The organism is Nonomuraea turcica (assembly GCF_030718205.1).
GTDB lineage: Bacteria > Actinomycetota > Actinomycetes > Streptosporangiales > Streptosporangiaceae > Nonomuraea.
Genome location: NZ_JAUZQF010000004.1, coordinates 489,055 through 512,879 on the forward strand (window position 1 = coordinate 489,055; position 23,825 = coordinate 512,879).

At 69.1% G+C, this 23,825-nt stretch carries 22 protein-coding genes; 7 read left to right on the forward strand and 15 right to left on the reverse strand.

Features of this window, described 5'->3' with window-relative positions; all coding sequences use genetic code 11:
- Positions 1 to 3: 3 nt before the first annotated feature.
- The 7 genes from Q9G87_RS14205 to Q9G87_RS14235 all read right to left on the reverse strand — a co-directional run bounded on the left by Q9G87_RS14205 (position 4) and on the right by Q9G87_RS14235 (position 8,072).
- Positions 4 to 1,161 (reverse strand): Gfo/Idh/MocA family protein, encoded by a 1,158-nt coding sequence (locus tag Q9G87_RS14205; RefSeq protein ID WP_305916777.1) that lies wholly within the window; start codon positions 1,159 to 1,161, stop codon positions 4 to 6.
- A gap of 11 nt (positions 1,162 to 1,172) precedes the next feature.
- Positions 1,173 to 2,219 (reverse strand): ABC transporter substrate-binding protein, encoded by a 1,047-nt coding sequence (locus Q9G87_RS14210; protein ID WP_305916778.1) that lies wholly within the window; start codon positions 2,217 to 2,219, stop codon positions 1,173 to 1,175.
- Positions 2,216 to 3,220, reverse strand: coding sequence for an ABC transporter permease (locus tag Q9G87_RS14215; RefSeq protein ID WP_305916779.1), 1,005 nt, complete (start codon positions 3,218 to 3,220; stop codon positions 2,216 to 2,218). Before Q9G87_RS14215 ends, Q9G87_RS14210 begins: the two co-directional genes overlap by 4 nt.
- A complete protein-coding gene (locus tag Q9G87_RS14220; protein ID WP_305916780.1) occupies positions 3,220 to 4,704 on the reverse strand; it encodes a sugar ABC transporter ATP-binding protein in 1,485 nt (494 codons plus the stop codon). Before Q9G87_RS14220 ends, Q9G87_RS14215 begins: the two co-directional genes overlap by 1 nt.
- Positions 4,705 to 4,720: 16 nt before the next feature.
- Positions 4,721 to 5,878: an ROK family transcriptional regulator gene (locus tag Q9G87_RS14225; RefSeq protein ID WP_305916781.1), complete on the reverse strand. Its 1,158-nt coding sequence runs from the start codon at positions 5,876 to 5,878 to the stop codon at positions 4,721 to 4,723.
- Positions 5,879 to 6,076: 198 nt separating this feature from the next.
- Positions 6,077 to 6,949, reverse strand: a complete 873-nt coding sequence (locus Q9G87_RS14230) for an SDR family oxidoreductase (RefSeq protein ID WP_305916782.1) — start codon at positions 6,947 to 6,949, stop codon at positions 6,077 to 6,079.
- 58 nt (positions 6,950 to 7,007) lie between these two features.
- Positions 7,008 to 8,072, reverse strand: coding sequence for an MBL fold metallo-hydrolase (locus Q9G87_RS14235; RefSeq protein ID WP_305916783.1), 1,065 nt, complete (start codon positions 8,070 to 8,072; stop codon positions 7,008 to 7,010).
- 46 nt (positions 8,073 to 8,118) lie between these two features.
- Between Q9G87_RS14235 and Q9G87_RS14240 the strand changes: the two genes are divergently transcribed.
- The gene (locus Q9G87_RS14240; RefSeq protein ID WP_305916784.1) at positions 8,119 to 8,964 is read left to right on the forward strand and encodes a glutathione S-transferase family protein; all 846 of its coding nucleotides are present in this window, start codon (positions 8,119 to 8,121) and stop codon (positions 8,962 to 8,964) included.
- Here the strand turns inward: Q9G87_RS14240 and Q9G87_RS14245 are convergent.
- The gene (locus tag Q9G87_RS14245; RefSeq protein WP_305916785.1) at positions 8,912 to 10,267 is read right to left on the reverse strand and encodes an MFS transporter; all 1,356 of its coding nucleotides are present in this window, start codon (positions 10,265 to 10,267) and stop codon (positions 8,912 to 8,914) included. The two genes, Q9G87_RS14240 and Q9G87_RS14245, sit on opposite strands and share 53 nt — an antisense overlap.
- Positions 10,264 to 10,830 carry a winged helix-turn-helix domain-containing protein gene (locus Q9G87_RS14250; RefSeq protein ID WP_305916786.1) on the reverse strand — a complete coding sequence of 189 codons (567 nt, stop codon included), beginning with the start codon at positions 10,828 to 10,830 and terminating at the stop codon, positions 10,264 to 10,266. Before Q9G87_RS14250 ends, Q9G87_RS14245 begins: the two co-directional genes overlap by 4 nt.
- Before the next feature lie 76 nt (positions 10,831 to 10,906).
- Here Q9G87_RS14250 and Q9G87_RS14255 point away from each other — a divergent pair, with 76 nt between their 5' ends.
- The 6 genes from Q9G87_RS14255 (at position 10,907) to Q9G87_RS14280 (ending at position 18,616) form a co-directional block, all read left to right on the forward strand.
- On the forward strand, positions 10,907 to 11,551 hold the full coding sequence (locus Q9G87_RS14255; RefSeq protein ID WP_305916787.1) for a B3/B4 domain-containing protein: 645 nt from the start codon (positions 10,907 to 10,909) through the stop codon (positions 11,549 to 11,551).
- Between the two features lie 204 nt (positions 11,552 to 11,755).
- Entirely contained in the window at positions 11,756 to 15,394 is a 3,639-nt protein-coding gene (locus Q9G87_RS14260; protein WP_305916788.1) for a multifunctional oxoglutarate decarboxylase/oxoglutarate dehydrogenase thiamine pyrophosphate-binding subunit/dihydrolipoyllysine-residue succinyltransferase subunit, read from the forward strand.
- A 167-nt stretch (positions 15,395 to 15,561) separates the two neighbouring features.
- The gene (locus Q9G87_RS14265) at positions 15,562 to 16,794 is read left to right on the forward strand and encodes a Fic family protein (protein ID WP_305916789.1); all 1,233 of its coding nucleotides are present in this window, start codon (positions 15,562 to 15,564) and stop codon (positions 16,792 to 16,794) included.
- 11 nt (positions 16,795 to 16,805) lie between these two features.
- Positions 16,806 to 16,985: a DUF6104 family protein gene (locus tag Q9G87_RS14270; protein WP_305916790.1), complete on the forward strand. Its 180-nt coding sequence runs from the start codon at positions 16,806 to 16,808 to the stop codon at positions 16,983 to 16,985.
- A 90-nt stretch (positions 16,986 to 17,075) separates the two neighbouring features.
- Complete coding sequence (locus Q9G87_RS14275; protein WP_305916791.1) at positions 17,076 to 17,879, forward strand: DUF4097 family beta strand repeat-containing protein; 804 nt, start codon at positions 17,076 to 17,078, stop codon at positions 17,877 to 17,879.
- Complete coding sequence (locus tag Q9G87_RS14280; protein WP_305916792.1) at positions 17,876 to 18,616, forward strand: PadR family transcriptional regulator; 741 nt, start codon at positions 17,876 to 17,878, stop codon at positions 18,614 to 18,616. Before Q9G87_RS14275 ends, Q9G87_RS14280 begins: the two co-directional genes overlap by 4 nt.
- A 14-nt stretch (positions 18,617 to 18,630) precedes the next feature.
- On the opposite strand, the gene Q9G87_RS14285 is transcribed toward Q9G87_RS14280, so the two are convergent.
- The 6 genes from Q9G87_RS14285 to Q9G87_RS14310 all read right to left on the reverse strand — a co-directional run bounded on the left by Q9G87_RS14285 (position 18,631) and on the right by Q9G87_RS14310 (position 23,694).
- On the reverse strand, positions 18,631 to 19,482 hold the full coding sequence (locus Q9G87_RS14285; RefSeq protein ID WP_305916793.1) for an oxygenase MpaB family protein: 852 nt from the start codon (positions 19,480 to 19,482) through the stop codon (positions 18,631 to 18,633).
- Positions 19,483 to 19,556: 74 nt separating this feature from the next.
- Positions 19,557 to 20,513, reverse strand: a complete 957-nt coding sequence (locus tag Q9G87_RS14290; protein ID WP_305916794.1) for a zinc-binding dehydrogenase — start codon at positions 20,511 to 20,513, stop codon at positions 19,557 to 19,559.
- Positions 20,514 to 20,546: 33 nt separating this feature from the next.
- Complete coding sequence (locus Q9G87_RS14295) at positions 20,547 to 21,443, reverse strand: hypothetical protein (RefSeq protein WP_305916795.1); 897 nt, start codon at positions 21,441 to 21,443, stop codon at positions 20,547 to 20,549.
- 46 nt (positions 21,444 to 21,489) lie between these two features.
- Positions 21,490 to 21,915 (reverse strand): type II toxin-antitoxin system VapC family toxin, encoded by a 426-nt coding sequence (locus tag Q9G87_RS14300; protein ID WP_305916796.1) that lies wholly within the window; start codon positions 21,913 to 21,915, stop codon positions 21,490 to 21,492.
- On the reverse strand, positions 21,902 to 22,156 hold the full coding sequence (locus Q9G87_RS14305) for a hypothetical protein (protein WP_305916797.1): 255 nt from the start codon (positions 22,154 to 22,156) through the stop codon (positions 21,902 to 21,904). Before Q9G87_RS14305 ends, Q9G87_RS14300 begins: the two co-directional genes overlap by 14 nt.
- A 95-nt stretch (positions 22,157 to 22,251) precedes the next feature.
- Complete coding sequence (locus tag Q9G87_RS14310; protein WP_305916798.1) at positions 22,252 to 23,694, reverse strand: acetyl-CoA synthetase; 1,443 nt, start codon at positions 23,692 to 23,694, stop codon at positions 22,252 to 22,254.
- Positions 23,695 to 23,825: the final 131 nt, after the last annotated feature.

The following is a 23,825-nucleotide window of genomic DNA, read 5'->3' on the forward strand; positions in this document are numbered from 1 at the left end:
GAGTCAATCCTCCACGTTCGTGTAGCGGCTGCCGTCAGCCGCGCTCCGCTCTACCGCCTCCAGGACCCGCTGCACCCGGAGACCGTCCGCGAACGACGGCGACGGGTCGGCTCCGGTGGCGATCGCCTCCAGGAAGTCCTTGATCTCGTGGGTGAAGGTGTGCTCGTAGCCGAGCCCATGCCCGGGCGGCCACCAGGCGCCCACGTAGGGGTGATCGGGCTCGGTGACCAGGATCCGCTCGAAGCCGCCGCCACCGGAGCTGAACCACAGCTCGTTCATGGCCTCGAAGTCGAACGCCAGGCTGCCGAGCTGACCGTTGATCTCGATGCGCATGGCGTTCTTGCGGCCGGTGGCGAACCGCGTGGCCTCGAACGAGGCCAGCGCCCCGCCCGACATCCGGCCGAAGAACAACGCGGCGTCATCGACGGTGACCTCCCCCGTCGCGTCCGTACGGGAGGCGCCCAGCCCGGCCGACTCGCCCGCCAGCGGACGTTCCTTGATGAAGGTCTCCATCAGCCCGGACACACCCACGATGTGCTGCCCGCTGATGAACTCGGCCGCGTCCACGATGTGCGAGCCGATGTCGCCGAGCGCCCCGGCCCCGGCCTTGTCCTTCTGCAGCCGCCACACCAGCGGGAACTCCGGATCGACGATCCAGTCCTGCAGGTATTGCGCCCGCACGTGCCTGATCTCGCCGAGCCGGCCCTCCTCCACGAACCGGCGGGCGAGCGCGACCGCGGGCACCCGCCGGTAGTTGAAGGCCACCATGCTCTTGACCGAAGCCGGCGCCGCGGCGGCGGCGCGCACCATGGCCTCGGCCTCGTCGACGGTGTTGGCCAGCGGCTTCTCGCAGATTACGTGCTTGCCGGCGGCCAGCGCGGCGATGGCGATCTCGGCGTGCGAGTCGCCGGGCGTGCAGATGTCGACGATCTGCACGTCGTCGCGCTTGATCAGCTCTCTCCAGTCCGTCTCTACGGCGTCCCAGCCGAGCTGCGCGGCGGCCGCCTCGGTGCGTTCCTTCGACCTGCCGGCCAGCGCCGCCATGCGCGGCGCGAGCGGCAGGTCGAAGAAGGCCCCCACGCTGCGCCAGGCCTGTGAGTGGACGCGGCCCATGAACGCGTAGCCGACCATTCCCACGCCGATGGTGGTCTTGTGTGACATGCAACCCCCGATCAGGATTCGAAGCCAAGTGCCAGGTACTTCTCGACGTTATCCTTGGTGATGGTCTCCGATGCGAGCGTGATGGACTGTGGCACCTGGTTTTCCACCAGATCACTCATGCCCTTCCCCTGCGCGATCAAGCGGGCCAGTTTGATCGCCGAGGAGGCCATGGTCGGGCTGTAGGTGACGGTGGCCTGCAGCACCGACGTGCCCGACTGGATCTCCTTCATCGCGTTGAGCGAGCCCGCCCCGCCGACCATGATGAACTCGTCGCGGCTGGCCTCCCTGATCGCGGCGAGCACGCCGACGCCCTGGTCGTCGTCGTGGTTCCAGAGCGCGTCGATCTTCTTGTGCGCCTGGAGCAGCGACGTGGCCACCTGGTTGCCGGTCTCGACCGTGAACTTGGCGTCCTGCTTGGCCGTGACGCTGAACCCGTACGTCTTCAGCGCGTCGGCGAAGCCCTTGGTGCGGTCCTGTGTCAGCGGCAGGGTGGCGATGCCCTGGATCTCGACGATCACGGGGTTCGCCACGCCCTTGTCCTTGAGCTGCTTGCCGATGAAGTGCCCGGCCGCGACGCCCATGCCGTAGTTGTCGCCGCCGACCCAGGTCCGATATGCCAATTTGTCGGGGAAAATCCGGTCGAGGTTGATCACCGGAATGCCCGCCTCCGTGGCCTGCAGCGCGACCTGGTTCAGCTGCTGACCGTCGTTCGGCAGGATCACCAGCGCGTTGACCTTCGCCGCGATCAACGACTCGACGGCCGAGATCTGCTGGTTGATGTCGTTGGTGGGCTCGACGGGCTTGAAGTCGATGTCGGAATACTGCTTCGCGGTGGCCTCGGCGTTCTTCGCGATCGCCGCGATCCATCCGTGGTCGGCGGCCGGCGCGGAGAAGCCGATGGTGACCTTCGTCCCCGGCTGGTCGTTGCCGCTGGCCGCGGGGGCCGGGGCGGGGGCCGCGGTGGTGGGCCCGGCCGCGGGCTCGTTGCTGGTGCAGCCGGCCGCCAGGAGCACGGCCCCGCCGACGAGGAATCCCCTGCGCGCGACGTTCTCACTCATGGTGCTCTCTCCTTCAAGTTCCGCCGCTGGAGAAGGACGGCGATGACGATGATCAGGCCCTTGGCGATCAGCTGGTCGCTGGTGTTGAGGCCGTTGAGGATGAACAGGTTGGTGATGAGGGTGAAGATCAGCAGGCCCAGGATCGAGCCCACGATCGTCCCCCGCCCCCCGGTGAGCAACGTGCCACCGATGATCACGGCGGCGATGGCGTCGAGTTCGTACAGGTCGCCGTGGGTGGACGAGCCTGTCGTGGTCCTCGCCATGATCAGAATGGCGGCGATGCCACAGCACAGCCCGGACAGGGCGTAGAGCAGCATCGTGTGCCTGCGGACGTCGATGCCGGCCAGCCGGGCCGCCTCGGGGTTGCCGCCGACCGCGTACGTCCGCCGCCCGAACGTCGTGCGGTTGAGCATGATCCACCCCAGCACCACGACCAGAGCGAAGATGTAGACCAGCAGCGGGACGCCGAGCAACCGCTGGGTGGACAGGTCCACGAGGGCGGAGTTCTCCGGCTGGATGAGCTGCGTCTTGCGGTCGGACATGCGCTGCGCCAGCCCTCGGGCGGCCACCAGCATGGCGAGCGTGGCGATGAACGGCACCAATCGCCCGTACGAGATCAGCAACCCGTTGACCAGCCCCGCGCCGGTGCCGACGAGGATCGCGCACATGGCCATGACCCAGGGCCCGTACGACTGCGTGGCCAAGGTGGTGGCCCAGACCGAGGCGAGCGCCATGACCGCGCCCACCGACAGGTCGATGCCACCACCGATGATCACGAACGTGGCCCCGACCGTGATCACGCCGATCGTGGCGGCCAGCGACAGGATGCTGACCAGGTTGGACGCGGTGGCGAAGTTGTCCGGCCTGGTGACCAGGCCGACCACCACCAGGATCGCCAGCGCCGCCAGCAGGCCGAGATGTCGCATCTCACCGAGACCGAAGCGGCTCACCGAAGCCACGGCCGATCCGGCGACAGGCCCCTTCGTTGTGGGCTCGCTCATCAGGCCGCCCTCCCATTCATGATCATGTCGAGTACGCGATGCTCGTCCAGGTCCGCCGCGTCACCCTGGTGGATCACCGTCCCCTCGCGCAGCACCAGCACCCGGTCGGCCAGGCCCAGCACCTCCGGCACCTCGCTGGAGACCAGCAGCACGCCAATGCCCCGCTCGGCCAGGTCGTGGATGACCGCGTACAGCTCGGCCCTGGCGCCCACGTCCACGCCTCTGGTGGGCTCGTCAAGCAGGAGCAGCTTGCGGCCGCCGAGCAGCCAGCGGGCGAGCACCGCCTTCTGCTGGTTGCCGCCCGACAGGTTCCTGATCGGGCGTTCGGGGTCGGGTGGCCGGATGTCCAGCATGTCCGACAGCCGCTTGGCCTCGCTCCGCTCGCGTTTGCGATCGATCCAGCCGAACTTCGCGAACCCCGGCAGGGTGCCCAGCGTGATGTTGGCGGTAACACTCTGGTCGAGGATCAGAGCCTGGGCCTTGCGTTCCTCGGGGGCCAGGCCCATGCCGTGCCGGACGGTGCCGACGACGCCGCGGCGCACCGGCCGCCCTTCGAGCAGGACGCGGCCGGCGGCCGGGCGGGCCCCGTACACCGCCTCCAGGATCTCCGAGCGACCCGAGCCGACCAGGCCGGCCAGCCCGACGATCTCGCCCGCCCGTACGGAGAACGACACATCGCGGAAGACGCCCGGCGCGGTCAGGCCCTCGACCCGGAGCACCTCCTCCCCCAGCGTGCGGCCACCGCGGGGCGGGAAGACGTATTCGACGTTCCTGCCGGTCATGAGGGAGACGATCTGGGTGGTGGGGGTATCGCGGGCCGGCAGGCCGACGGCCACCGTGCGGCCGTCCTTCAGCACGGTGACCCGGTCGCCGATCTCGCGGATCTCCTCCAGGCGGTGCGAGATGTAGACCACGGCCACGCCTTGGGCGGTGAGCTCGCGGATGATGCGGAAGAGGTTCGCGACCTCGTCGTGGGCGAGAGCGGCGGACGGCTCGTCCATGATGATCAGGCGGGCGTCGTGGGAGAGCGCCCTGGCCATCGAGACGACCTGTTTGGCCGCCGGTGATAACCGCCCGACCTCGGTCGACGGCCGGATCTCCGGGTGGCCGAGCCGTTCCAGCACCTCACGGGCGGCCTTCCTGGCCGCCGGCCGGTTGACGAAGCCGAAGCGGCCGTGTTCGTGGCCGAGGAAGATGTTCTCGGCCACGCTGAGCCCGTCGACCAGGTCCAGCTCCTGGTAGATGGTGGCGAAGCCGAGCTTGATGGCGTCGATGGGGCTGCTCGGCCGCACCTGGTCGCCGTTGAAGACGATGGTGCCCTTGTCCGGCTGGTGCACGCCGGCCAGGACCTTGATCAGGGTGGACTTGCCGGCGCCGTTCTGGCCGAGCAGGCAGTGCACCTCGCCCGCTCGCACGTCGAGATCGACGCCGTCCAGCGCGCGCACGCCGGGGAACTGTTTGACGATGCCCTTCATGACCAGCATCGGACGTCCCACTCCTCTAGGCGTTGACGATCCGGTTGATGTTGTCCGGTGACAGGTAGTGCTCGATGGCGAGCAGCCCCGCCCCGAGCGCGGCCGCGTTGATCCCCGTACGGCTCGGCGTGATCGACAGATGGTGCGTGGCCAGCGGGAGCGACCTGCGATAGACCGTCTCCCTGATGCCGGCCAGCAAATGCTCGTGCACCCGCGACAGGGCGCCGCCGATGACGATGACCTCGGGGTTGAAGAAGTTGACCAGGCTGGCCAGCACCTCGCCGATGAGCCGGCCCGCCTCCCTGACCAGGCGCAGCGCCTGCGTGTTGCCCGACTGCACGAGCGCCACGACGTCGGCGCCGGTCTCGGCCGGGAGGCCCAGCTCGGTCAGCCGCCGGGCGATCGCGGCGCCGCCGGCCACGGCCTCCAGGCACGCGCTGTTGCCGCACCGGCAGCCGGCGTCCTCGTGGCCGCTGACCCTGATGTGCCCGATGTCGCCGGCCGAGCCCTGGGCGCCCCTGTGCAACTTGCCGTCGGCCACGATGCCGCAGCCGATGCCGGTGCCGACCTTGACGAACAGCAGGTGGTTGATGCCGGCGAAGGCGTTGCGGTGCTCGCCCAGCGCCATCACGTTGACGTCGTTGTCGACCAGCACGTTCACGCCGTCGAAGTAATCAGGGACGGGGTAGTCGTTCCAGCCCGGCATGATCGGCGGATTGTTCGGCCGCCCGGTGGCGAACTCCACCGGCCCGGGCACCCCTATCCCGACCGCGCGCAACACCGCCCGCGGCCGCCCGGCCTGGCCGAGCAGCCGGTCGAGCCGCTGGTCCACGTGCGCGAGCACTTTCTCGGGGCCCTCGTCGATCAGCAGCGAATCCTCGCACTCGGCGAGCACATTGCCGGAGATGTCCATCAGCGCCACCCGGCAGTGGGTGGCGCCCAGGTCGACGCCCGCGAACGCGTGGTCCTCGGTGTGCAGGCGCAACTGCCGCGGCGGCCGGCCACCGGTGGACTCGCCGCTCTCGGTCTCCTCCACCAGGCCTCGCTCGATCAGCGCGTCCACGCGCTGGGAGATCGTGGACCTGGCCAGACCGGTGAGCCTCGCAAGATCGGAACGGGTCGTCGCCGAACCGGCGCTGATCAGTGTCAGCACATCTCCGGCGGAGCCCGGCAGAGGGGTCATGTCGCGACAATATGATCACAGATGCGGCAATTCAAGAGTGAGGATCGACCAAACTCCGCCAACTTCTGCCACAGATCGAACAAAGGCCGATCAGCCGGGATATTTCGGGATCTGCCCCACACGCGAACGCCGGCCCCCGCCTGCAACGAGAACCGGCGCCCGCACGACAACCGGGCCGTACCACGACGGCATAGGGCGTCAGATCATCGCCTTCATCGAGTCTCCGGCCGTCAGCACGTACGGCTGCTCGGCCATGATCGACTCCCAGTTGCCCGCGACCGACTCCGGCGTGATGTCGTCGTCCTTCCACCCCGGCCCCTCGGCCACGAACACCCGCGCCACCCGGCCTCCGCCGACGGTGAACACCTCGCCGCTGACCTCGCACGACTCGTGCACCAGGTATGCCACCAGCGCGCTCACCCGTTCCGGCGTGAACTTGGCCTCGAACTCGGCCGGCAGCAGCGACTCGGTCATCCTGGTCCAGGCCACGGGCGCGATGGCGTTGGCCTTGATGCCGTTGCGCGCACCCTCGATCCCGAGCGTCTTGGTCAGCCCGACCAGTCCCATCTTGGCCGTGGAGTAGTTGGCCTGACCGAAGTTGCCGAACAGCCCGGCCGGGCTCGACGTGTTGACCAGGCGCCCGTAGCCGGCCGCCTTCATGATCGGATAGGCGGCCTGGCTGACCAGGTAGGACCCGCGCACGTGCACCGCCATGACGGCGTCGAACTCCTCGACCGTCATCTTCCCGAACGACTTGTCCCGCAGAATCCCCGCGTTGTTGACGACGATGTCGACCGTGCCGAACGCGTCCACCGCGGCCTGCACGACGGCCCTGGCGCCGTCCGGCGTGGCGACGTTGTCGGCGTTGGCGACGGCCTGCCCGCCGTTCTTCGTGATGAGCGCCACCACCTCGGCGGCGGGCCCGGTCGAGGCGCCCGTGCCGTCGAGCGCGCCCCCGAGGTCGTTGACCACGACCTTGGCGCCCCGCTCGGCCAGCAGGAGCGCGTGCGCCCTGCCGAGGCCGTGCCCGGCCCCCGTGACGATCGCGACTCTGTCATCGAACCGAAGCATCGAACCTCCAGCGCAGGAGAACAACGTTCTAGTACGAGTACCATAACTCGGCTCGGGCCTACCGATCAGCGGGGCGCCACCGTTCCGGATCGCCGGGGACCCGCACCACGCGCCCCTTGGCCGCCAGCCAGACCAGGTGGGCGAGGGTCTCGTTGTTGGCCGCGCGCCGCATGAACGGCGGGATCGTCTCCCACGGCCGCGACCAGCTCAGCCGGGTCGCCACGTCCCAGCATGTCACGCCGTCGCCGCCGGCGACGACCCGCTCGATCTCGGCCAGCCGCCCGTCGTGGTGCGCCAGCACGTGGTCCACCCGCTCGGCCAGTTCCAGGAACCGGTACTCATGCGCGGGCAGCACCTCATCGACGTCCAGCTTGCGCACGGCCGCCAGCGCGTCGAGGTAGTCGGCCAGCGGGTTGGGCCCGGACTGCGGGTGCACGGCCACGATCGGCGTGATCTTGGCCAGCACGTGGTCGCCGGAGAACAGCAGCCTGCGCTCGGGCGAGACGAAGCACAGATGCCCCGGCGAGTGGCCGGGCGTCCAGACCGCCCGCAGGTCCCAACCGGGCAGGCCGAGCTCGTCGCCGTCCTCCACCAGCCGGTCGGGCGCAGCCATGGAGACCATGTGCCTGATCATCATCGACGCGCCGGCCAGCTCGTCCAGCGTCAGCGGCGGCACCCCGCAGCGGGCCAGCAGCGCCCGCTCGCGCTGGACCAGGGAGTCGATGGCCGCGTCGTCGTAACGCTCGCGGACCAGGCGCGCGTCGGCCGGGTGCAGGCCGATCCAGGCGCCCGACGCCTCGCGGACGCGCCCGGCCAGGCCGTAGTGGTCGGGGTGGATGTGGGTGACGAGCACGGCCTGGACGTCGGTGATCGTGTACCCGGCCACGCCCAGGCCGGCGACGAGCGCCTCGTAGGCCTCGTCGGTGTTCCACCCGGCGTCGATGACGGCCACGCCGCCGGGCAGCTCCAGGGCGTAGACCAGCACGTACCGCAGCGGGTTGACCGGGATCGGCACCGGGATGGACCACAGTCCCGGGCGTACTTGCTCGACGTCCGGGATCGTCCCGCCGGTCCACGCTTCCCGCTGCGCCATGCTGGCAGGGGTCACCACGAATTTCGACACATACCCGAATATAGTTCTGGATCCGAATCGTGTTCTACTGGGAGCCATGAAGCTGAGCCGCGAGATCTCAGGCGATGGCCGCTTCGTCCGGCAGCCGAACCGCTTCACGGAACGGATCGGCCCTCCCGAACCCGGCCGGTACCGGGTCTACGCCTCCTACGCCTGCCCGTGGGCGCAGCGCGTGCTGATCGTACGGAAACTGCTGGGCCTGGAGGACCTGCTGGACGTCACGATCGTCGACCCCATCAGGGACGAGAAGGGCTGGCGCATCCCCGATGGCGACCCGGAGTATCTGTCGGAGCTCTATCACGCGACCGACCCCGGCTACACGGGCCGCTACACCGTCCCCTGCGTCTGGGACACCCGGGACAAGCGCATCGTCACCAACGACTTCCCGCAGATCACCCTCGATCTGGAGACGTCATGGGGCACCGTCCCCAACCTCTATCCCGAGCGCCTGCGTCCCGACATCGACATCATGAACGACCGCCTCTACCACGGCCTCAACAACGCGGTGTACGAGGCGGGCTTCGCCCGTGACCAGCAGGCGTACGAGGAGGCGGTGTCGCGGGTCTTCACCACGCTCGACTTCCTCGAGGTGCGCCTGGCGGAGTCGGACTACCTCTTCGACACCCTCACCGACAGTGACGTGCGCCTCTACACGACGCTGGCCAGGTTCGACAGCGTCTACTACGCGCACTTCAAGTGCTCGGTCCGGCGGCTGATCGACTATCCGGCGCTGTGGGCGTACGCGCGCAGGCTCTACGCCATCCCGGCCTTCCGCGAGACCACCGACTTCGACCAGATCAAGCGTCATTACTACATCACCCAGACCAACATCAACCCGAGCCGGATCGTGCCGGTAGGACCGGAGCTGGACTGGAGCCTATAGGCGCCGGCATACGTACGAACAGCAGGGCCGAGGCCAGCATCACGGTCGCGGCTACGGCCCAGGAGGCGGCCACGCCCGCCTGCGTGGCCAGGGCGGCGAGCGTCAGGTTGCCCAGGATCCCGCCGGACTGCAGGGCCAGCGAGGCCGTCGAGGACACGGTGGTGCGCTCGGCGGCGGTGACCGCGTTGTGCGTCATCTCCAGGCACAGCAGTCCGGCCACGGAGTGCCCGACGAACAGCGCGACGTAGGCCGCCCCGGCCGTCAGCAGCCCAGCGGCGCCGCCCAGCCCGGCCGTCGCGGCCAGTGCGCCGACCGATAGTGCGGCCAGGACGACACCCGCGATCGCGCCCTTGGCCGAGCCGCCGGCCAGCCGTGCCACGCGGGGCGCGAGTGCGCTGCCCGTGGCGCTGCCCGCGAACCCGAGCGCGGCGACCACGGCGTACGCCATGCTTCCCTGCTCCGCAGTGCCGGCCAGCTCGGCCAGGCGGCCCGGGGTGAGCAGCTCGATGGACATCAGCATCACGCCGGAGCTCCCGGCCGCGAGCATCAGACGACGCAGGACGGGGCCGCCGACCGCCAGCCGCACACCGGAGGCGACCCTGGCGGGCACGTCGCGCAGCACGCTCCCGAGCGATCCGGGGGCACGCGCGGGCTCGCTCAGCGCGCCGCCAGGCGCCCCGCGCCCCGGCCCAGTCAACGCGCCGCCAGGCGCCCCGCGCCCCGGCTCGGGCAGCGCGAGCAGCACCACGACCAGCAGGACAGCGGCGGCCAGTGCGCCCACCAGGCTCGGCGCCGCCAACGGGAACATCAGCTCAGGCGGCACCAGGAGCGGCAGGGCGCCACCGGCGAGCACGCCGGCGGCCAGCGACACCGACTCCACCGCGCCGCCCCGGGCCAGCCCGGGCTTGAGGTCGGCGCCGGGCCCTTCGATCCTGTGCAGCGTGTCGACGTACCAGGAGGTGGCGGGTCCGCTGGACAACGCCCTGGCGACGCCCTTGAGCACGCCGCTCACCAGGAACATCCAGAACGTCGTGGCCACGCTCATGAGCACGAGTGCCGCGGCCAGGAACGCGGCGGAGGCGGCCAGCACCACGCGCCGCCCCACGACGTCGGCCAGCCCGCCGGTCGGCAACTCCAGACCGACGGTGACGATCGAGAACACGGTCACCACCAGGCCGATCTGCGCCAGGCTGAGACCTCTCCCGGCCAGCAGGAGCACCATGGAGGCCATCATGAGCCCGAGGGGCAGCCAGGTCAGGAAGCAGACGAGCAGGTAGCGGCGTAATGCCGAGGGAGCGGTCACGGGTCCTCCTGTCGTGTGCGCGGCACGGACCCCATCCAGACGTGGACCAGCCTGGCCTCGGGGTCGTCGGCGTATCGGGCGGCCAGGTCGAGCAGCAGCGCCTCGGCCTTGTCGTGGAACTCGCGCAACGCGGCCGGCGGCATCTGGAGGATGTGGTCGCTCATTCCTGAGGCGTCCACCCACTCGCGCGGCCAGTCGGCGAGGTCGAACTCCTCCATCACCCGCCCGACCATCTCGACCTGGCGCAGGTGCATGATCCTGACGGCCTCGCGCCCTTCGGCGGTGCCGGACATCTCGACGGCGTCCCACGAGGTGTAGCGGTGGCGGGAGCGCCAGCGCCGCTCGCGCCCGTCGCGCTGCTCGTCGTCCTCCTCGATGAAGCCGTATTTGAACAGCTCGCGCAGGTGGTAGCTGGTCGAGCCGGAGCTCTCGCCGACCTTGCGGCCCAGCTCGCTGGCCGTGGCCGGGCCGTCGGTGCGCAGCAGGCCGAGCAGGCGCACCCGCAGCGGGTGGGCGACCACCTTGAGCACCTGCGGATCGCTGATCTTGTATTGCTCCTCCACAACGCCAACCCTAAACCGCAAAGACAATTTTGCAAAGGGAATTTGGCGGTACTGCCGGGCTCATAAACTGGGCGGCGTGCTTGATGACATCTGGGTGGACGACGCCGTCTTCGAACTACGTCCCGACTTCGCGGTCCTGGTCATGACCGCGCACGGGCTCCACAACGGGCCGACCGACGACCGCTCCCGCGCCTGGCTGGCGGCGGCCTCCGAGTGCGAGGTGCAGAGCGTGAAGATCGAGGCGTGGAAGGAGGCCTACCGCGCGTTCGGGGCCAAGCCGCAGCGGACCCGGCCCTCGGTCGACGCCCTCACCCGGCGCATGCCGCTGCCGGAGATCAACCGGGCCGTGGACGCGTACAACTCGATCAGCGTGAAGCACGCGCTGCCGATCGGCGGCGAGGACCTCGACCGCTACGTCGGCCCGGCGCGACTGGTCAGGGCCGCCGGCGACGAGGCGTCGGAGGAGGCCCTCGGCACGCCGGAGCCGGGCGAGGTGATCTGGCGCGACGACGTCGGCGTCACCTGCCGCCGCTGGAACTGGCGTCAGGTGGTGCGCACGCGCCTCACCGAGGAGACCACGAACGCGATCTTCCTGCTGGAGCGGCTGGAGCCGATGTCGGTGGAGGAGCTCAAGGAGGCCGGCGAGGAGCTCGCCGATCTTCTGTCCCAGCTGTCCCCTGAGGTGCGGATCGCTAGCAGACTGCTGTCCAGTGGGAAATAAACCCGATGTCCTAGTGTTGATACCAAACAGCAACAAACACGGCACCACCTGGATTGACGAGGGGGTCGTGACCTCTTTGCGCGGTCTTGAGAGGATCGTGCGAGGCGGCACGGGCACCCGGGCGCATGCTGCCAGTCCGGGCGAGTAGCCTTGGACAGGTTCTCTAACATCAACGCCGATCTGCGGAAGAGGGCGATTTCCGCCGTGTCGTCTGAGTCGTCGCGGGCAAACCCGCTGGCAAGCTTTGGACAGAACGAGTGGCTTGTCGACGAGCTCTATCAGAAGTACCTCCAGGACCCCGAGTCGGTCGACAAGGCCTGGTGGAACTTCTTCGCTGACTACAACCCTGATTACGGACCGGGCCGTACCCCGGTCAAAGAAGCGGCGAACGGCACTGTGACCGCCCCCGCTCCCACCCCGGCGCCCCCCAAGGCGCCACCGGCGGCCGAGAAGCCGAAGCAGCCTGCCACTCCGGTCCCCAAGGACGCCGAAGAGGTCAAGCTGCGCGGCGCCGCGGCCCGCACGGCGGCCAACATGGACCTCTCGCTGTCGGTCCCGACCGCGACGAGTGTGCGAGCCATCCCGGCGAAGCTGCTCATCGACAACCGCATTGTGATCAACAATCACCTCAAGCGGGGTCGTGGCGGCAAGGTCTCCTTCACGCACCTGATCGGCTTCGCGATCGTCAAGGCGCTGAAGGCCATGCCGGAGATGAACTACTCCTTCGCGGAGGTCGACGGCAAGCCGACGCTGGTCAAGCCCGCGCACGTGGGCTTCGGTCTGGCGATCGACGTGCAAAAGAGCAACGGCGAGCGCCAGCTCCTCGTGCCCTCGATCAAGGGCGCCGAGGAGATGGACTTCCGGCAGTTCTGGATGGCCTACGAGGACGTCGTCCGCAAGGCCCGCGCGGGCAAGCTGGGCGTCGACGACTTCGCCGGCACCACGATCTCGCTGACCAACCCGGGCACCATTGGCACGGTGCACTCGGTGCCCCGTCTGATGCCGGGCCAGGGCACGATCATCGGCGTCGGCGCGATGGAATACCCGGCCGAATACCAGGGCGCCTCGCCCGACACGCTGTCGCGGCTGGCCGTCTCCAAGGTCATGACGCTGACCAGCACCTACGACCACCGGATCATCCAGGGCGCCCAGTCGGGCGACTTCCTGCGCCAGATCCACCGGCTGCTGCTCGGCGAGGACGGCTTCTACGACGAGATCTTCGAGGCACTGCGGATCCCCTACGAGCCGGTCCGCTGGGTCCAGGACATCTCCGCCACCCACGACGACGACGTGGCCAAGTCCGCCCGCGTGATCGAGCTGATCCACGCCTACCGGGTGCGCGGCCACCTCATGGCCGAGAACGACCCGCTGGAATACAAGCAGCGCAAGCACCCCGACCTCGACATCCAGTCGCACGGCCTGACACTGTGGGACCTGGAGCGCGAGTTCGCCACCGGCGGCTTCGGCGGCAAGGCGCTGATGAAGCTGCGTGACATCCTGGGCGTGCTGCGCGACTCCTACTGCCGCACGGTCGGCATCGAGTACATGCACATCCAGAACCCCGAAGAGCGGGCCTGGATCCAGGCGCGGGTGGAGAAGGCACACAAGTCGCCCGAGCGTGACGAGCAGCTCAACATCCTGTCGCGGCTCAACACCGCCGAGGCGTTCGAGACCTTCCTGCAGACCAAGTTCGTCGGCCAGAAGCGCTTCTCGCTGGAGGGCGGCGAGTCCCTGATCCCGCTGCTCGACTCGGTGATCAGCGACGCCGCCGACGAAGGCCTCGACGAGGTTGTCATGGGCATGGCCCACCGCGGCCGGCTCAACGTGCTGGCCAACATCGTGGGCAAGTCCTACGCCCAGATCTTCGGCGAGTTCGAGGGCAACATCGACCCGCGCACCGCGCACGGCTCCGGTGACGTGAAGTATCACCTCGGCGCGACCGGCGAGTTCACCTCGCCGAGCGGCAACACGATCTCCGCGTCCGTGGTCGCCAACCCCTCCCACCTGGAGGCGGTCGACCCGGTGCTCGAGGGCGTCGTCCGCGCCAAGCAGGACCTCATCGAGCGCGGTGAGGAGGGCTTCACCGTCCTGCCCGTGCTCATCCACGGCGACGCGGCCTTCGCCGGCCAGGGCGTCGTGGCCGAGACGCTCAACCTGTCGCAGCTGCGCGGCTACCGCACCGGCGGCACCGTGCACGTGGTGGTCAACAACCAGGTCGGCTTCACGACCTCGCCCGCCTCGTCCCGCTCGTCGGTCTACGCCACCGACGTGGCGCGGATGATCCAGGCGCCGATCTTCCACGTCAACGGCGACGACCCCGAGCAGGTGGTCCGCGTGGGCCGGCTGGCCTACGAATACCGCCAGACGTTCCGCAAGGACGTGGTCATCGACCTGATCTGCTACCGCCGCCGCGGCCACAACGAGGGCGACAACCCCGCCTTCACCCAGCCGCTGATGTACGACCTGATCGACGCCAAGCGCTCGACCCGCAAGCTCTACACCGAGGCGCTGATCGGCCGGGGCGACATCACGGTCGAGGAGGCCGAGTCCGCGCTGCGCGACTACCAGGCCAAGCTGGAGCAGGCGTTCACCGAGGTCCGCGAGGCGGCCAAGAAGCCGGCGGAGGCGGCCGCGATGCGGGTGCCGCCGACCGAGGTCGTCAAGTGGTCGCACGACGACACGCCGACCGCGATCAGCGACGAGACGCTCAAGCGCATCGTCGACACCCAGCTCAACCTGCCCGACGGCTTCACGCCGCACCCGCGCCTGGCGCCGGTGCTGCAGCGCCGCGGCCAGATGGTCGAGCATGACGCGATCGACTGGGCGATGGGCGAGACGCTGGCGTTCGGCTCGCTGCTGATGGACGGCCACCCGGTGCGGCTGGTCGGCCAGGACTCGCGGCGCGGCACGTTCACCCAGCGCCACGCGGTGCTGGTGGACCGGATGACCGGCGCCGACCACACCCCGCTGAAGGCGTTCAACCAGGGCACCACGAAGTTCTACGTCTACGACTCGCTGCTCAGCGAGTTCGCGGCGCTCGGCTTCGAATACGGCTACAGCGTCGTCCGCCCGGACGCCCTGGTCCTCTGGGAGGCGCAGTTCGGCGACTTCGTCAACGGCGCCCAGACGATCATCGACGAGTTCATCTCGTCGGGCGAGCAGAAGTGGGGGCAGAAGTCCTCGGTCGTGCTGCTGCTGCCGCACGGCTTCGAGGGCCAGGGTCCCGACCACTCCTCGGCCCGCATCGAGCGGTTCCTGCAGGTCTGCGCGCTCGACAACATGACGGTCGCGCAGCCCACCACGCCGGCCAACTACTTCCACCTGCTGCGCTGGCAGGTGGAGTCCAACCGGCACAAGCCGCTGGTGGTCTTCACGCCGAAGTGGCTGCTGCGCCACAAGGCGGCCACCTCCAAGGCGTCCGACTTCACCTCGGGCACCTTCCAGCCGGTCCTCGGCGACACCACCGTCGACCCGGCCAAGGTGACCAAGGTCGTCCTCACCTCCGGCAAGCTCTACTACGAGCTGGCCGCGCAGCGTGACAAGACGGGCCGCGACGACGTCGCCCTCGTCCGGCTGGAGCGGCTCTACCCGTTCCCGGCGGAGGAGCTGCAGGCCGAGCTGGGCCGCTACGGTTCGCAGGTGGAGCTGATCTGGGCCCAGGACGAGCCGGCCAACATGGGGCCGTGGCCCTACCTGACGCTGAAGCTGGCCGAGGACCCGCAGACGCTGGGCGGCCGGCCGGTGCGGCGGGTGTCGCGCACGCCCAACAGCTCGCCGGCGACGGGCTCGCACCACGGCCACGACACCGAGCTGGAGGAGATCCTCCACCAGGTGTACGGCTGACGATCCAGCGGGTCAACTGCTAAATTGGCAGTTGTTAGCAGCTAATTAGCAGCTAACAACTGCCAATTTTAGTAGATGGGTCCATGCGCCAACCTCAGAAGCCGCCACCGTGGCGGGAGCTTTGGCTTGAAGCCGACAGTCTTTGGCTGCTGTCAGCAGTCGATTCCATGGAGCGCTACCTGCCCTGGGACGAGGTTCGCCGCCGCACGCCGCCGGCCGGTCTGACACACAAGCAGTGGTGGCTCGGCCTCAAGATGGCGCGGCTCGGCATGCGACGGGATCTCCCTCTGGCGGACTCGGCCGGTGCGCCCTTCACCTACGCATTGCCGGATGAGGTGCTGCGGGGCCTGGAGGCGCTCAACCGCGACCTGAGCGGCCGGATCGGCACGCCGGAGCCCGTGGCCAACCCGCTGACCCGCGACCGCTATCTCATCGGCTCGCTGATCGAAGAGGCCATCACGTCAAGCCAGCTCGAAGGTGCCGCGACCACGTACATGGTGGCCAAGGACATGCTGCGCAGCGGCCGCAAGCCGCAGACGGTCGACGAGGTCATGATCCGCAACAACTACCTCGTCATGCGCCGCATCGGCGAGCTGCGCAACGAGCCCCTGACGCCTGCTCTCATCTGCGACATCCAGCGCATGGTCACCGAAGGCACCCTGCACAACCCGGCCGCCGCAGGCCGCTTCCAGCTGCCGGGCGAGAAACGCGTCGTGGTCGCCGACACGTACGGCGAGGTCCTGCACGAGCCTCCCCCCGCGGAGGAGTTGCCGGAGCGGATCCAACGATTGTGCGATTTCGCCAACGGCAACTCGCGCACCACGTACGTGCCTCCGGTGATCAGGGCTGTGGCGGTGCATTTCATGCTGGCCTACGACCATCCGTTCGAGGACGGTAACGGGAGGACGGCACGCGCGCTGTTCTACTGGTCAATGCTCAACCAGGGCTATTGGCTCACCGAGTTCATCTCGATCTCCCGGATCCTGAAGAACTCACCCGCCCGCTACGGCCGCAGCTTCCTGCACGTCGAGCAGGACGAGAACGACCTCACCTACTTCGTCATCCACCAGCTCGACGTCCTACGCCGCGCCATCGACGACCTGAACGCCTACCTCGACAAAAAGGTCGCCGAGACGCGCGAGGTCCAGGCGTATCTGGCCCGCGCCCGCAAGGAGGCCTTCAACGCCCGCCAGGTCGCCCTTCTTGCGCATGCCGCCGACCATCCCACCGCCGAGTACACCGTGGCTTCCCACGCCGCCAGCCACCAAATCGTGCTCCAGACGGCCAGAACCGACCTGCGCGAGCTGGAGCACCGCGGGCTACTCACTAAAGTCAGACGAGGGCGCGCCGATGCCTGGATACCGGTCGGCGACCTGGCGTCACGGCTGCGTACGGACTGAATGGGAGCACGATGTATTTCACCGATCGGGGGATCGAGGAACTCGTCGAACGGCGGGGCGAGGAAGAGGTCAGCCTGCTGTGGCTGGGTGAGCGGCTGCGCGAGTTCGTGGACCTCAACCCCGAGTTCGAGATCCCGGTCGAGCGGCTGGCCACGTGGCTGGCGCGGCTCGACGACGAGGACGACGAGTAACCCCGCGATAGACGCGATACATCTTGAGTTTTGGCTAGACGCGACATATCGTGTCTTACATAGGGATGTGTCGCCAGGAGGGCGGGGATCATGCAGCAGTGGACGATCGAGGCACCGGAACAGCTGACGTTCGGCCCAGTGGAGTCGCTCGACGTGCGGATCGTCGCCGGGCGGCTGGACGTGCTGGCCAGCGAGGGCCCGCCCACTCTGGAGGTCGCCGAGTTCGAGTCGGCCTCGCCGCTGATGGTGACCTATGACGAGGACGCCAAGGAGCTCATCGTCGCGTACAAGGACCTCACCTGGGACGGCCTGCTCGGCTGGCTGCGGCGCGACCGGCGCAGGACGGTCCTGACGATCACCGTGCCGAAGGGCTGCAGCGTCAACGCCGGGGTGGTGTCCGCGCCCGCCGTGGTGGCCGGGTTCGAGAAGATGACCCAGGTGAGGAGCGTGAGCGCGGAGATCGTGCTGGACGGGGTCAGCGGCGACGTCAGCGCCACGACCGTCTCGGGCGCGGTCGAAAGCCGGGCGATGGCCGGCGATCTGGCGTTCAAGAGCGTCTCAGGAGATCTGACCGTGGCCGACGGCACGCCGCGCCGGCTGCGGGCCAACACCGTCTCCGGCCGCATCACCGCGGATCTCGCGCTGCAACCCACGGGTCATGTCACGCTCAACAGCGTCTCCGGTGACATCCTGGTCAGACTGCCAGAGAACGCGGACGCGGACGTCAGGGTGCGTTCCACGTCCGGCAGGCTAGTGAGCACGTTCGAGGAATTGTCCACCATGAGCAGCCCAGGCACGAAAACGATGTCGGGGCGGCTGGGCGGCGGCATGGCCTCGGTGTCGGCGATCACGGTCTCCGGTGAGGTCACGCTGCTCAAGGGAGAGAAGGAATGAGCCCTGTATTCGGTCACGGCCGGCTCCGGCTGTACCTGCTCAAGCTGCTGGAGGAGAGCCCGCGCCACGGTTACGAGGTGATCAGGCTGCTCCAGGACCGCTTCCTCGGCGTCTATTCGCCCTCTCCCGGCACGATCTACCCGCGCCTGGCCCGCCTGGAGGAGGAGGGCCTGGTGACGCATGAGGTGGTCGAGGGCAAGAAGGTGTTCTCGATCACCGACAAGGGCCGCGACGAGCTGAACGCCCGCCTCGACGAGCTCGACGACCTGGAGCAGGAGATCTCCGCCTCCGTACGCGACATCGCCCGCGAGGTCAAGGAGGACGTCCGCGACACGGTCAGGTCCCTGCGCGACGAGCTGACGCGGATGGCCAAGGACGTGCGCACCGGCGCCAAAGAGGACAACAGGCGGCTCAGGCAGCAGCAGAAGGAGGACCTCAAGCGGCTGCGGGAGCAGCAGAAGCGGCAGTGGACCGAGCACGCCTACCAGTGGCAGGGGCAGGGTGAGCGGCTGGCCGGCGAGTGGCGCAGGATCTGGACCGAGGTCTGGGCCACGCTCGGTGGCGAGGCGCCCAGCCGCGCCGATCTCGATGCCGAGCTGGGCGAGCTGCTGGCCGACTTCGTCGCCCAGGCCCGGCAGGAGGCCTCACAGGCCCGGCTGACGCCGGAGATGCTGGCCGAGCTGCGTCAGACGCTCGACGACGCCGGCCGCCGCATCCGCGACATCCTCGAGCCCTGACCCGACCTCGCGCGCTACGCGGAGCGGAGCTGGCGCTCGAGGCGGCGGGAGATCCGTGCGGCCTTGCGCGCGTGGTAGGCGATCGGCATGTAGCGCAGGCGTTCGGGCAGGCGCGGCGTCAGCATCGCCACCGCGTGCCCGAGATGCCGCAGCCGCCGCTCCTCCCGGGCCGTCCATCGCAGCCCCAGCTTCGCGCGGACGGCCGGCGGCAGGGTGCCGACGGTCACGAAGTGGTTGAACTCCCCCGCCCCCACCCCCACGGGCGTCCACAGCCGGCGCAGCGGCCTGGGCAGCCCTGGAGGCGCCGGGGTGCCGCGCAGGACCGACAACACCTCCAGCGCGGTCGGGTGGGCCTCCAGCCGGTCGGCCACCATGTCGTCGAAGTACTGCCAGAACGCGTCGAGGTCGGCCGGCATCTCCCGCTCGGGCACCTTCAGGATGGCCCCGAGCTGCCGCGACTCGGCGTAGAACCGGCGTTCCTGCGCAACGGTGAGAGGCGTGCCGAAAGTGCGGTTGAGCGCGATGAAGCGCTCGAACAACGACAGGTGCACCCACGCCCACGCCTCGCCGTTCAGTGCGTGGTAGGGCCGGCCCTGCTCGTCCACGCCGCCGATCGTGCTGTGCATCCGCCGGAGCCGCTCGCCCTCGGCCGGCCCGTCGCCGTACACCCATTTCTGCACGGACTCCAGCGTGCGGGTGAGCCGCCCCCACGGGTCGTCCTTGTAGGTGGAGTGCTCGGCCACGGCCGCGCCGACCGCCGGATGCATCGTCTGCAGCACCAGCGCGCTTCCGGCGACCAGCAGATTTCGATATTCGCCCGCAGTGTCCCAGTGCATCGAACCCGGGCCGAAGGGCTCAATGTCCATGATGGCGGCCTCCCGGTTGATACAACCTCATTTCCTTCTATCACCCAGGAGGCCAGAAGTAACCCTTCACTTATTCACACCGCAAAAACGATCTTTCCGAAGATCTCCCCTTCCTCCATCGCGGCGAACCCGTCCCGCGCCTGCGCGAGCGGCAGCGTCCGGTCGATCTGCGGCCGCAGCCCGGTCTGCTCCAGGAACACGGCCAGGCGCTGGAGCTGGTCACGCGTCCCCATCGTGGACCCGACCACCGACAGCTGCAGGAAGAAGACCCGGTTGAGGTCTGCGGACGGGACCGCGCCGCTGGTGGCGCCGCTGACGACGATGCGCCCGCCGGGCTTGAGCGACCTGAGCGAGTGGTCCCAGGTGGCCTGGCCGACGGTCTCCATGACCGCGTCCACCCGCTCGGGCAGCCGCGCGCCGGTCTCGAACGCCTGGTCGGCGCCGAGCCGGAGCGCACGATCGCGTTTGGCCTCGGAGCGGCTGGTGGCCCAGACCCGGTAGCCGCCGGCCCGGCCGAGCGCGATCAGCGCGGTGGCGACGCCCCCGCCTGCGCCCTGCACCAGCACGGTGGAGCCCGGCTCAAGGCCGGCCTTGTCGAACAACATGCGGTACGCGGTCAGCCACGCCGTCGGCAGGCACGCGGCCTCCTCGAAGCTGAGCGCGGACGGCTTGGGCACGAGGTTGCGGCGCGGCACGGCCACGCGCTCGGCGAAGGTGCCGTCGTACACCTCCGACAGCAGCGTGCGCTTGGGATCGAGCGTCTCGTCCGCGCCCGTGCCGATCACGGAGTGCACGATGACCTCGTTGCCGTCCTCGTCCACCCCGGCGGCGTCGCAGCCGAGCACGATCGGCAGCCGGTCCTGCTTGATGCCGACGCCTTTGAGCGTCCACAGGTCGTGGTGGTTGAGCGCGGCCGCCCGTACGGAGACGGTCGTCCATCCGTCCGGTGCCTTGGGCTCCGGGTGCTCCCCGAGCGTGAGTCCGGCGAGCGGGTTGTCGGGATCGGTCTGTGTGGCGGTTACGGCGAACATGGCCGCACCTTACTAAGCGAACGTGGCCACACCTTACTGGGAGGCCCGTCCCTTTACCGTGACCCGAATCCCCTCGATCGCCATCTGCCTGAACCGGCCCGGCCCTGTGACGGCGACCAGCACATCGCCCCGGCAGACCGACTCGGCCGGCCGCCCACGCCCATCGATCACGTTGGGCACCCTGGCCTTCTTCGTGCATCCGGGGGTGGGCACGAGCGCGATCATCTCGCTCGCCCCGCCGCCGAACCACAGCTGCGGCCCGACCGGATCTCCCTGAGCGGTCTCGCCCGGTTCGGCCAGCCGCACCGTCCCGCCGGCCGACAACACCAGGTAGCCGCCCTTGGTCACCGTCCCTTTCAGGCTCCGCGCGACTGCGAGCCGCTGTTCGAAGGCCAGCCCCTGCACTCGGTCGTACATCGCCATCCGCCACTTCTCGAACGCGAACAGCAGCACCTGCCCATAGGAGCCGCTGCCCGCCTGGCGCGGCCAGAGCGTGACGTTGGAGGCGTAGTTCCTGATCGGCTGCCCACCCCGGGTGATCTCGACCTCCCCGCCGTACGGGGCCACTAACTGCCGGTAGCTCCCATCGATCCACACACCCTGGAACGGCCGCGACCCCATCTCGGCCAGCTCCAGCTCGGCCGGGTAACGCACCTCGGCCCGGACCCCGTGCGGGAACACCACCTCGATGACCTCGTCGCCGCCCTTGGCCGCCCTGGACGGGACTTGAAGGGCGTTCGGCGGACTGTCGAGCCTGGTCAGGGACCTGATCGGCTCGGGGGTGGGTTGAGTCGGGAGGAGCGGCTCGGGGTCCCGGCTGGCGATCAGCCCGATGACGGGGACGGCCAGGACCGCCACCACCACGACCAGCCCGATCCACCGGCGGCGGCCGCTCGGGCCCGCCTCGATGACGTCGAACTGGTCAACCACCGGCGTTCCTTGCCGAGTAGTGCGGCTTGCGCCCCTCGTCTCCAGTTCAGTTGAGCGGCGACCGCCAGCGCAAGCCCTCGAACCTGGCGAAGTCCTTGTCGCAGGTTACGAATTCACAACCGTGCTCTATGGCTAGTGCGGCGAGGTAGGCGTCAGGGATGAGCTTGCCGCGCGCGTCGGCCTTGCGGCACAGCTTGACGAAGATCTCCCAGTGGCGCGGACCGGCGTGCACCACGACGGCATGCGGCTGGTGCCGGACGGTGTCGGCGAACTCCCGCGCTTCGTCGAACGAGGTGGCGCCGGGAATGCGCGGATTGGTGGCCACGCGGATGAAGCTGTTGAGTGCGAAGTCGCTGACGGCATAGGCCTCATCGCCCTGCAGGAGCTCCGTGACCACGGCAAGGCACCGCTCGTGATGATCGGCATCCCGCCGCTGCGCGTTGACGAACACGTTCGTGTCAAGCATCCTCATGGCCGGCCCCCAGCACATGCTCGACGAAGTCCTGGTCGTCGAGCTCCTTGAGCTCTGCCCAGATCAGCTTCGGACCGTTCGGGTCCCCGGAGAGCGGGAGCTTGATCGGGGGCCGTTCCGCGACGTCGGCGGAGCGGTGAATGAGTTGCCGCAAGGCGTCCTCCATCACTGAGTTGAGACTGCGTCCTTTTCGCGCCGCGTACGCCTTCGCCTCGTTGAGGAGCTGCTCGTCGATGCGCACCGTTGTCCTCCGCATGACTCCAGCGTCCGCGCGTGACATCAAAATGTCAACCCGGAGCGTAGCCGAACGGTCACTCAATTGACGACTACTTTACGTCACCACGCAGCCACATTGACCTTTCCGTCCGTCGTCAGCCGCACCTCCTCCCCCACCAGCTCCCGGCACTCGGCATCCCCCAGCAGCTCAGACCGCTCCACCACCGCATGCGCCCGCCCGCCACCACCAGGCAGATCCACCACGAGGATCCCCCTCTCGGCACCGCCGTCCCGCCCGTGAGCGACTGTGTACCCCGCGACCACGGCCGGCCCCTCGTAGGCGCCCACGATCGGCACCCCCTTGGCCACGAACACCGGCGCCGCAGCCCCCAGCCGCCCGCCCGGCTCGCTCGACCACACCGCGTACGTGTGCTTGGTCAGGTGCATCCCCACCCCGGTCACCAGTCCGTGCCCTGACTGCGCCCGCAGCAGCCCCGCCATCGTGGCGGTCGAGTGCAGGACGTAGTCGCTGGCCGGCCCGCCCGCGTACGGCAGCCCACCGGTCACCGTCAGCCCGCGCCGCTCCAGCGGATCGAGCCCGATCGCGTCGCACGCCTGCCGCAACGCGATCGCGAAACAGCTGTAGAGGTCGATCGCGTCCATGTCGCCGAGCCCCAGCCCCGCCCGCTCAAAGGCGGCCTCGGCGACCCGCGGAATGGCCTGCGACGCGCCGAGCGCGGGCCGCGCGGCCACCTCCCAGGTGTCTTCCCCATACGCCCACCCCCGCAGGTACACCCGCTGCGCCGCGGGCACGCCGAGCCGGTCGGCCAGTCGCGTGCTGGCCAGGACGACCGCCGCAGCCTGGTCCACCTCCAGCACGGCCACGGTGCTCCTGGTGTAGGGCCAGCCGACGAAACGCTCGCCACGCGCGAGCTCCGACGGTGTCCGGACGGTCCGGCGCCACGCGTGCGGGTTCGCGGCGGCCACCTCGGTCATCGGCGCCATCATCCGCCCCCGATCGCTCATCTCCTCCTCGATGGAGATCCCGAGCGCCGCCCGCCGCGCCGTCTCCATGATCGCGTACGTGTGCACCGGCAGGAACAGCCCGTGCGCCAGCTCGGCGGGATGCGGCGGGCGCTCCCACCCGTACGGCGGCTTGGGATCGGCGGGGTGGCTCCACGGCACGTGCTCACCCGCCAGCCGGTACGCCCGCCGCGTGGCCAGCGCCTCGGCCCCCGCCACGAGCGCGGAGTCGAACTCCCCCGCCGCGATCCCGGCCGCCGCCACGCCGATCAGCAGCTGCGGAGCCGTACCACTGACCTTGGAGTACGCCCGGTGGCGGGGCGCGGCGCCGAGGCGCTCGGCGAGGCGGCCGACCGGCGAGTCGTACTGCCAGGAGTCGCTGTAGACGATCTGGATCGAGTCGAGCCGCTCCACGGGGAGCCGGGCGTCGGCGGCGGCATCGCGGGCGACCGCCTCCCACAGGTCGAGCGGCTCAGGACCGGACTGCTCGCGAATGGTGCGTTGCGCGATGCCGATGAGACAGGGGGTGCGTGGATCCATGACTCCATTCAACCAGAACAACATTCGGTGGATAAGAAGTGGCCTTTGATAATTAGCGTTACCACTGTTACGGAGAGCTATCAAGCACCCTGCCCGACCTGCGGAAATGCTTTCTCGTCATACATGCGATT

What these genes read in the sequence shown, in the direction of transcription:
- Q9G87_RS14265 (WP_305916789.1), top strand. Translation starts at nt 15,562, where the DNA reads ATGGAGCGCTACCTGCCCTGGGACGAGGTTCGCCGCCGCACGCCGCCG.
- Q9G87_RS14210 (WP_305916778.1), bottom strand. Translation starts at nt 2,219, where the DNA reads ATGAGTGAGAACGTCGCGCGCAGGGGATTCCTCGTCGGCGGGGCCGTG.
- Q9G87_RS14240 (WP_305916784.1), top strand. Translation starts at nt 8,119, where the DNA reads ATGAAGCTGAGCCGCGAGATCTCAGGCGATGGCCGCTTCGTCCGGCAG.
- Q9G87_RS14275 (WP_305916791.1), top strand. Translation starts at nt 17,076, where the DNA reads ATGCAGCAGTGGACGATCGAGGCACCGGAACAGCTGACGTTCGGCCCA.
- Q9G87_RS14300 (WP_305916796.1), bottom strand. Translation starts at nt 21,915, where the DNA reads ATGAGGATGCTTGACACGAACGTGTTCGTCAACGCGCAGCGGCGGGAT.
- Q9G87_RS14230 (WP_305916782.1), bottom strand. Translation starts at nt 6,949, where the DNA reads ATGCTTCGGTTCGATGACAGAGTCGCGATCGTCACGGGGGCCGGGCAC.
- Q9G87_RS14215 (WP_305916779.1), bottom strand. Translation starts at nt 3,220, where the DNA reads ATGAGCGAGCCCACAACGAAGGGGCCTGTCGCCGGATCGGCCGTGGCT.
- Q9G87_RS14225 (WP_305916781.1), bottom strand. Translation starts at nt 5,878, where the DNA reads ATGACCCCTCTGCCGGGCTCCGCCGGAGATGTGCTGACACTGATCAGC.
- Q9G87_RS14205 (WP_305916777.1), bottom strand. Translation starts at nt 1,161, where the DNA reads ATGTCACACAAGACCACCATCGGCGTGGGAATGGTCGGCTACGCGTTC.
- Q9G87_RS14285 (WP_305916793.1), bottom strand. Translation starts at nt 19,482, where the DNA reads ATGGACATTGAGCCCTTCGGCCCGGGTTCGATGCACTGGGACACTGCG.
- Q9G87_RS14270 (WP_305916790.1), top strand. Translation starts at nt 16,806, where the DNA reads ATGTATTTCACCGATCGGGGGATCGAGGAACTCGTCGAACGGCGGGGC.
- Q9G87_RS14280 (WP_305916792.1), top strand. Translation starts at nt 17,876, where the DNA reads ATGAGCCCTGTATTCGGTCACGGCCGGCTCCGGCTGTACCTGCTCAAG.
- Q9G87_RS14220 (WP_305916780.1), bottom strand. Translation starts at nt 4,704, where the DNA reads ATGCTGGTCATGAAGGGCATCGTCAAACAGTTCCCCGGCGTGCGCGCG.
- Q9G87_RS14290 (WP_305916794.1), bottom strand. Translation starts at nt 20,513, where the DNA reads ATGTTCGCCGTAACCGCCACACAGACCGATCCCGACAACCCGCTCGCC.
- Q9G87_RS14310 (WP_305916798.1), bottom strand. Translation starts at nt 23,694, where the DNA reads ATGGATCCACGCACCCCCTGTCTCATCGGCATCGCGCAACGCACCATT.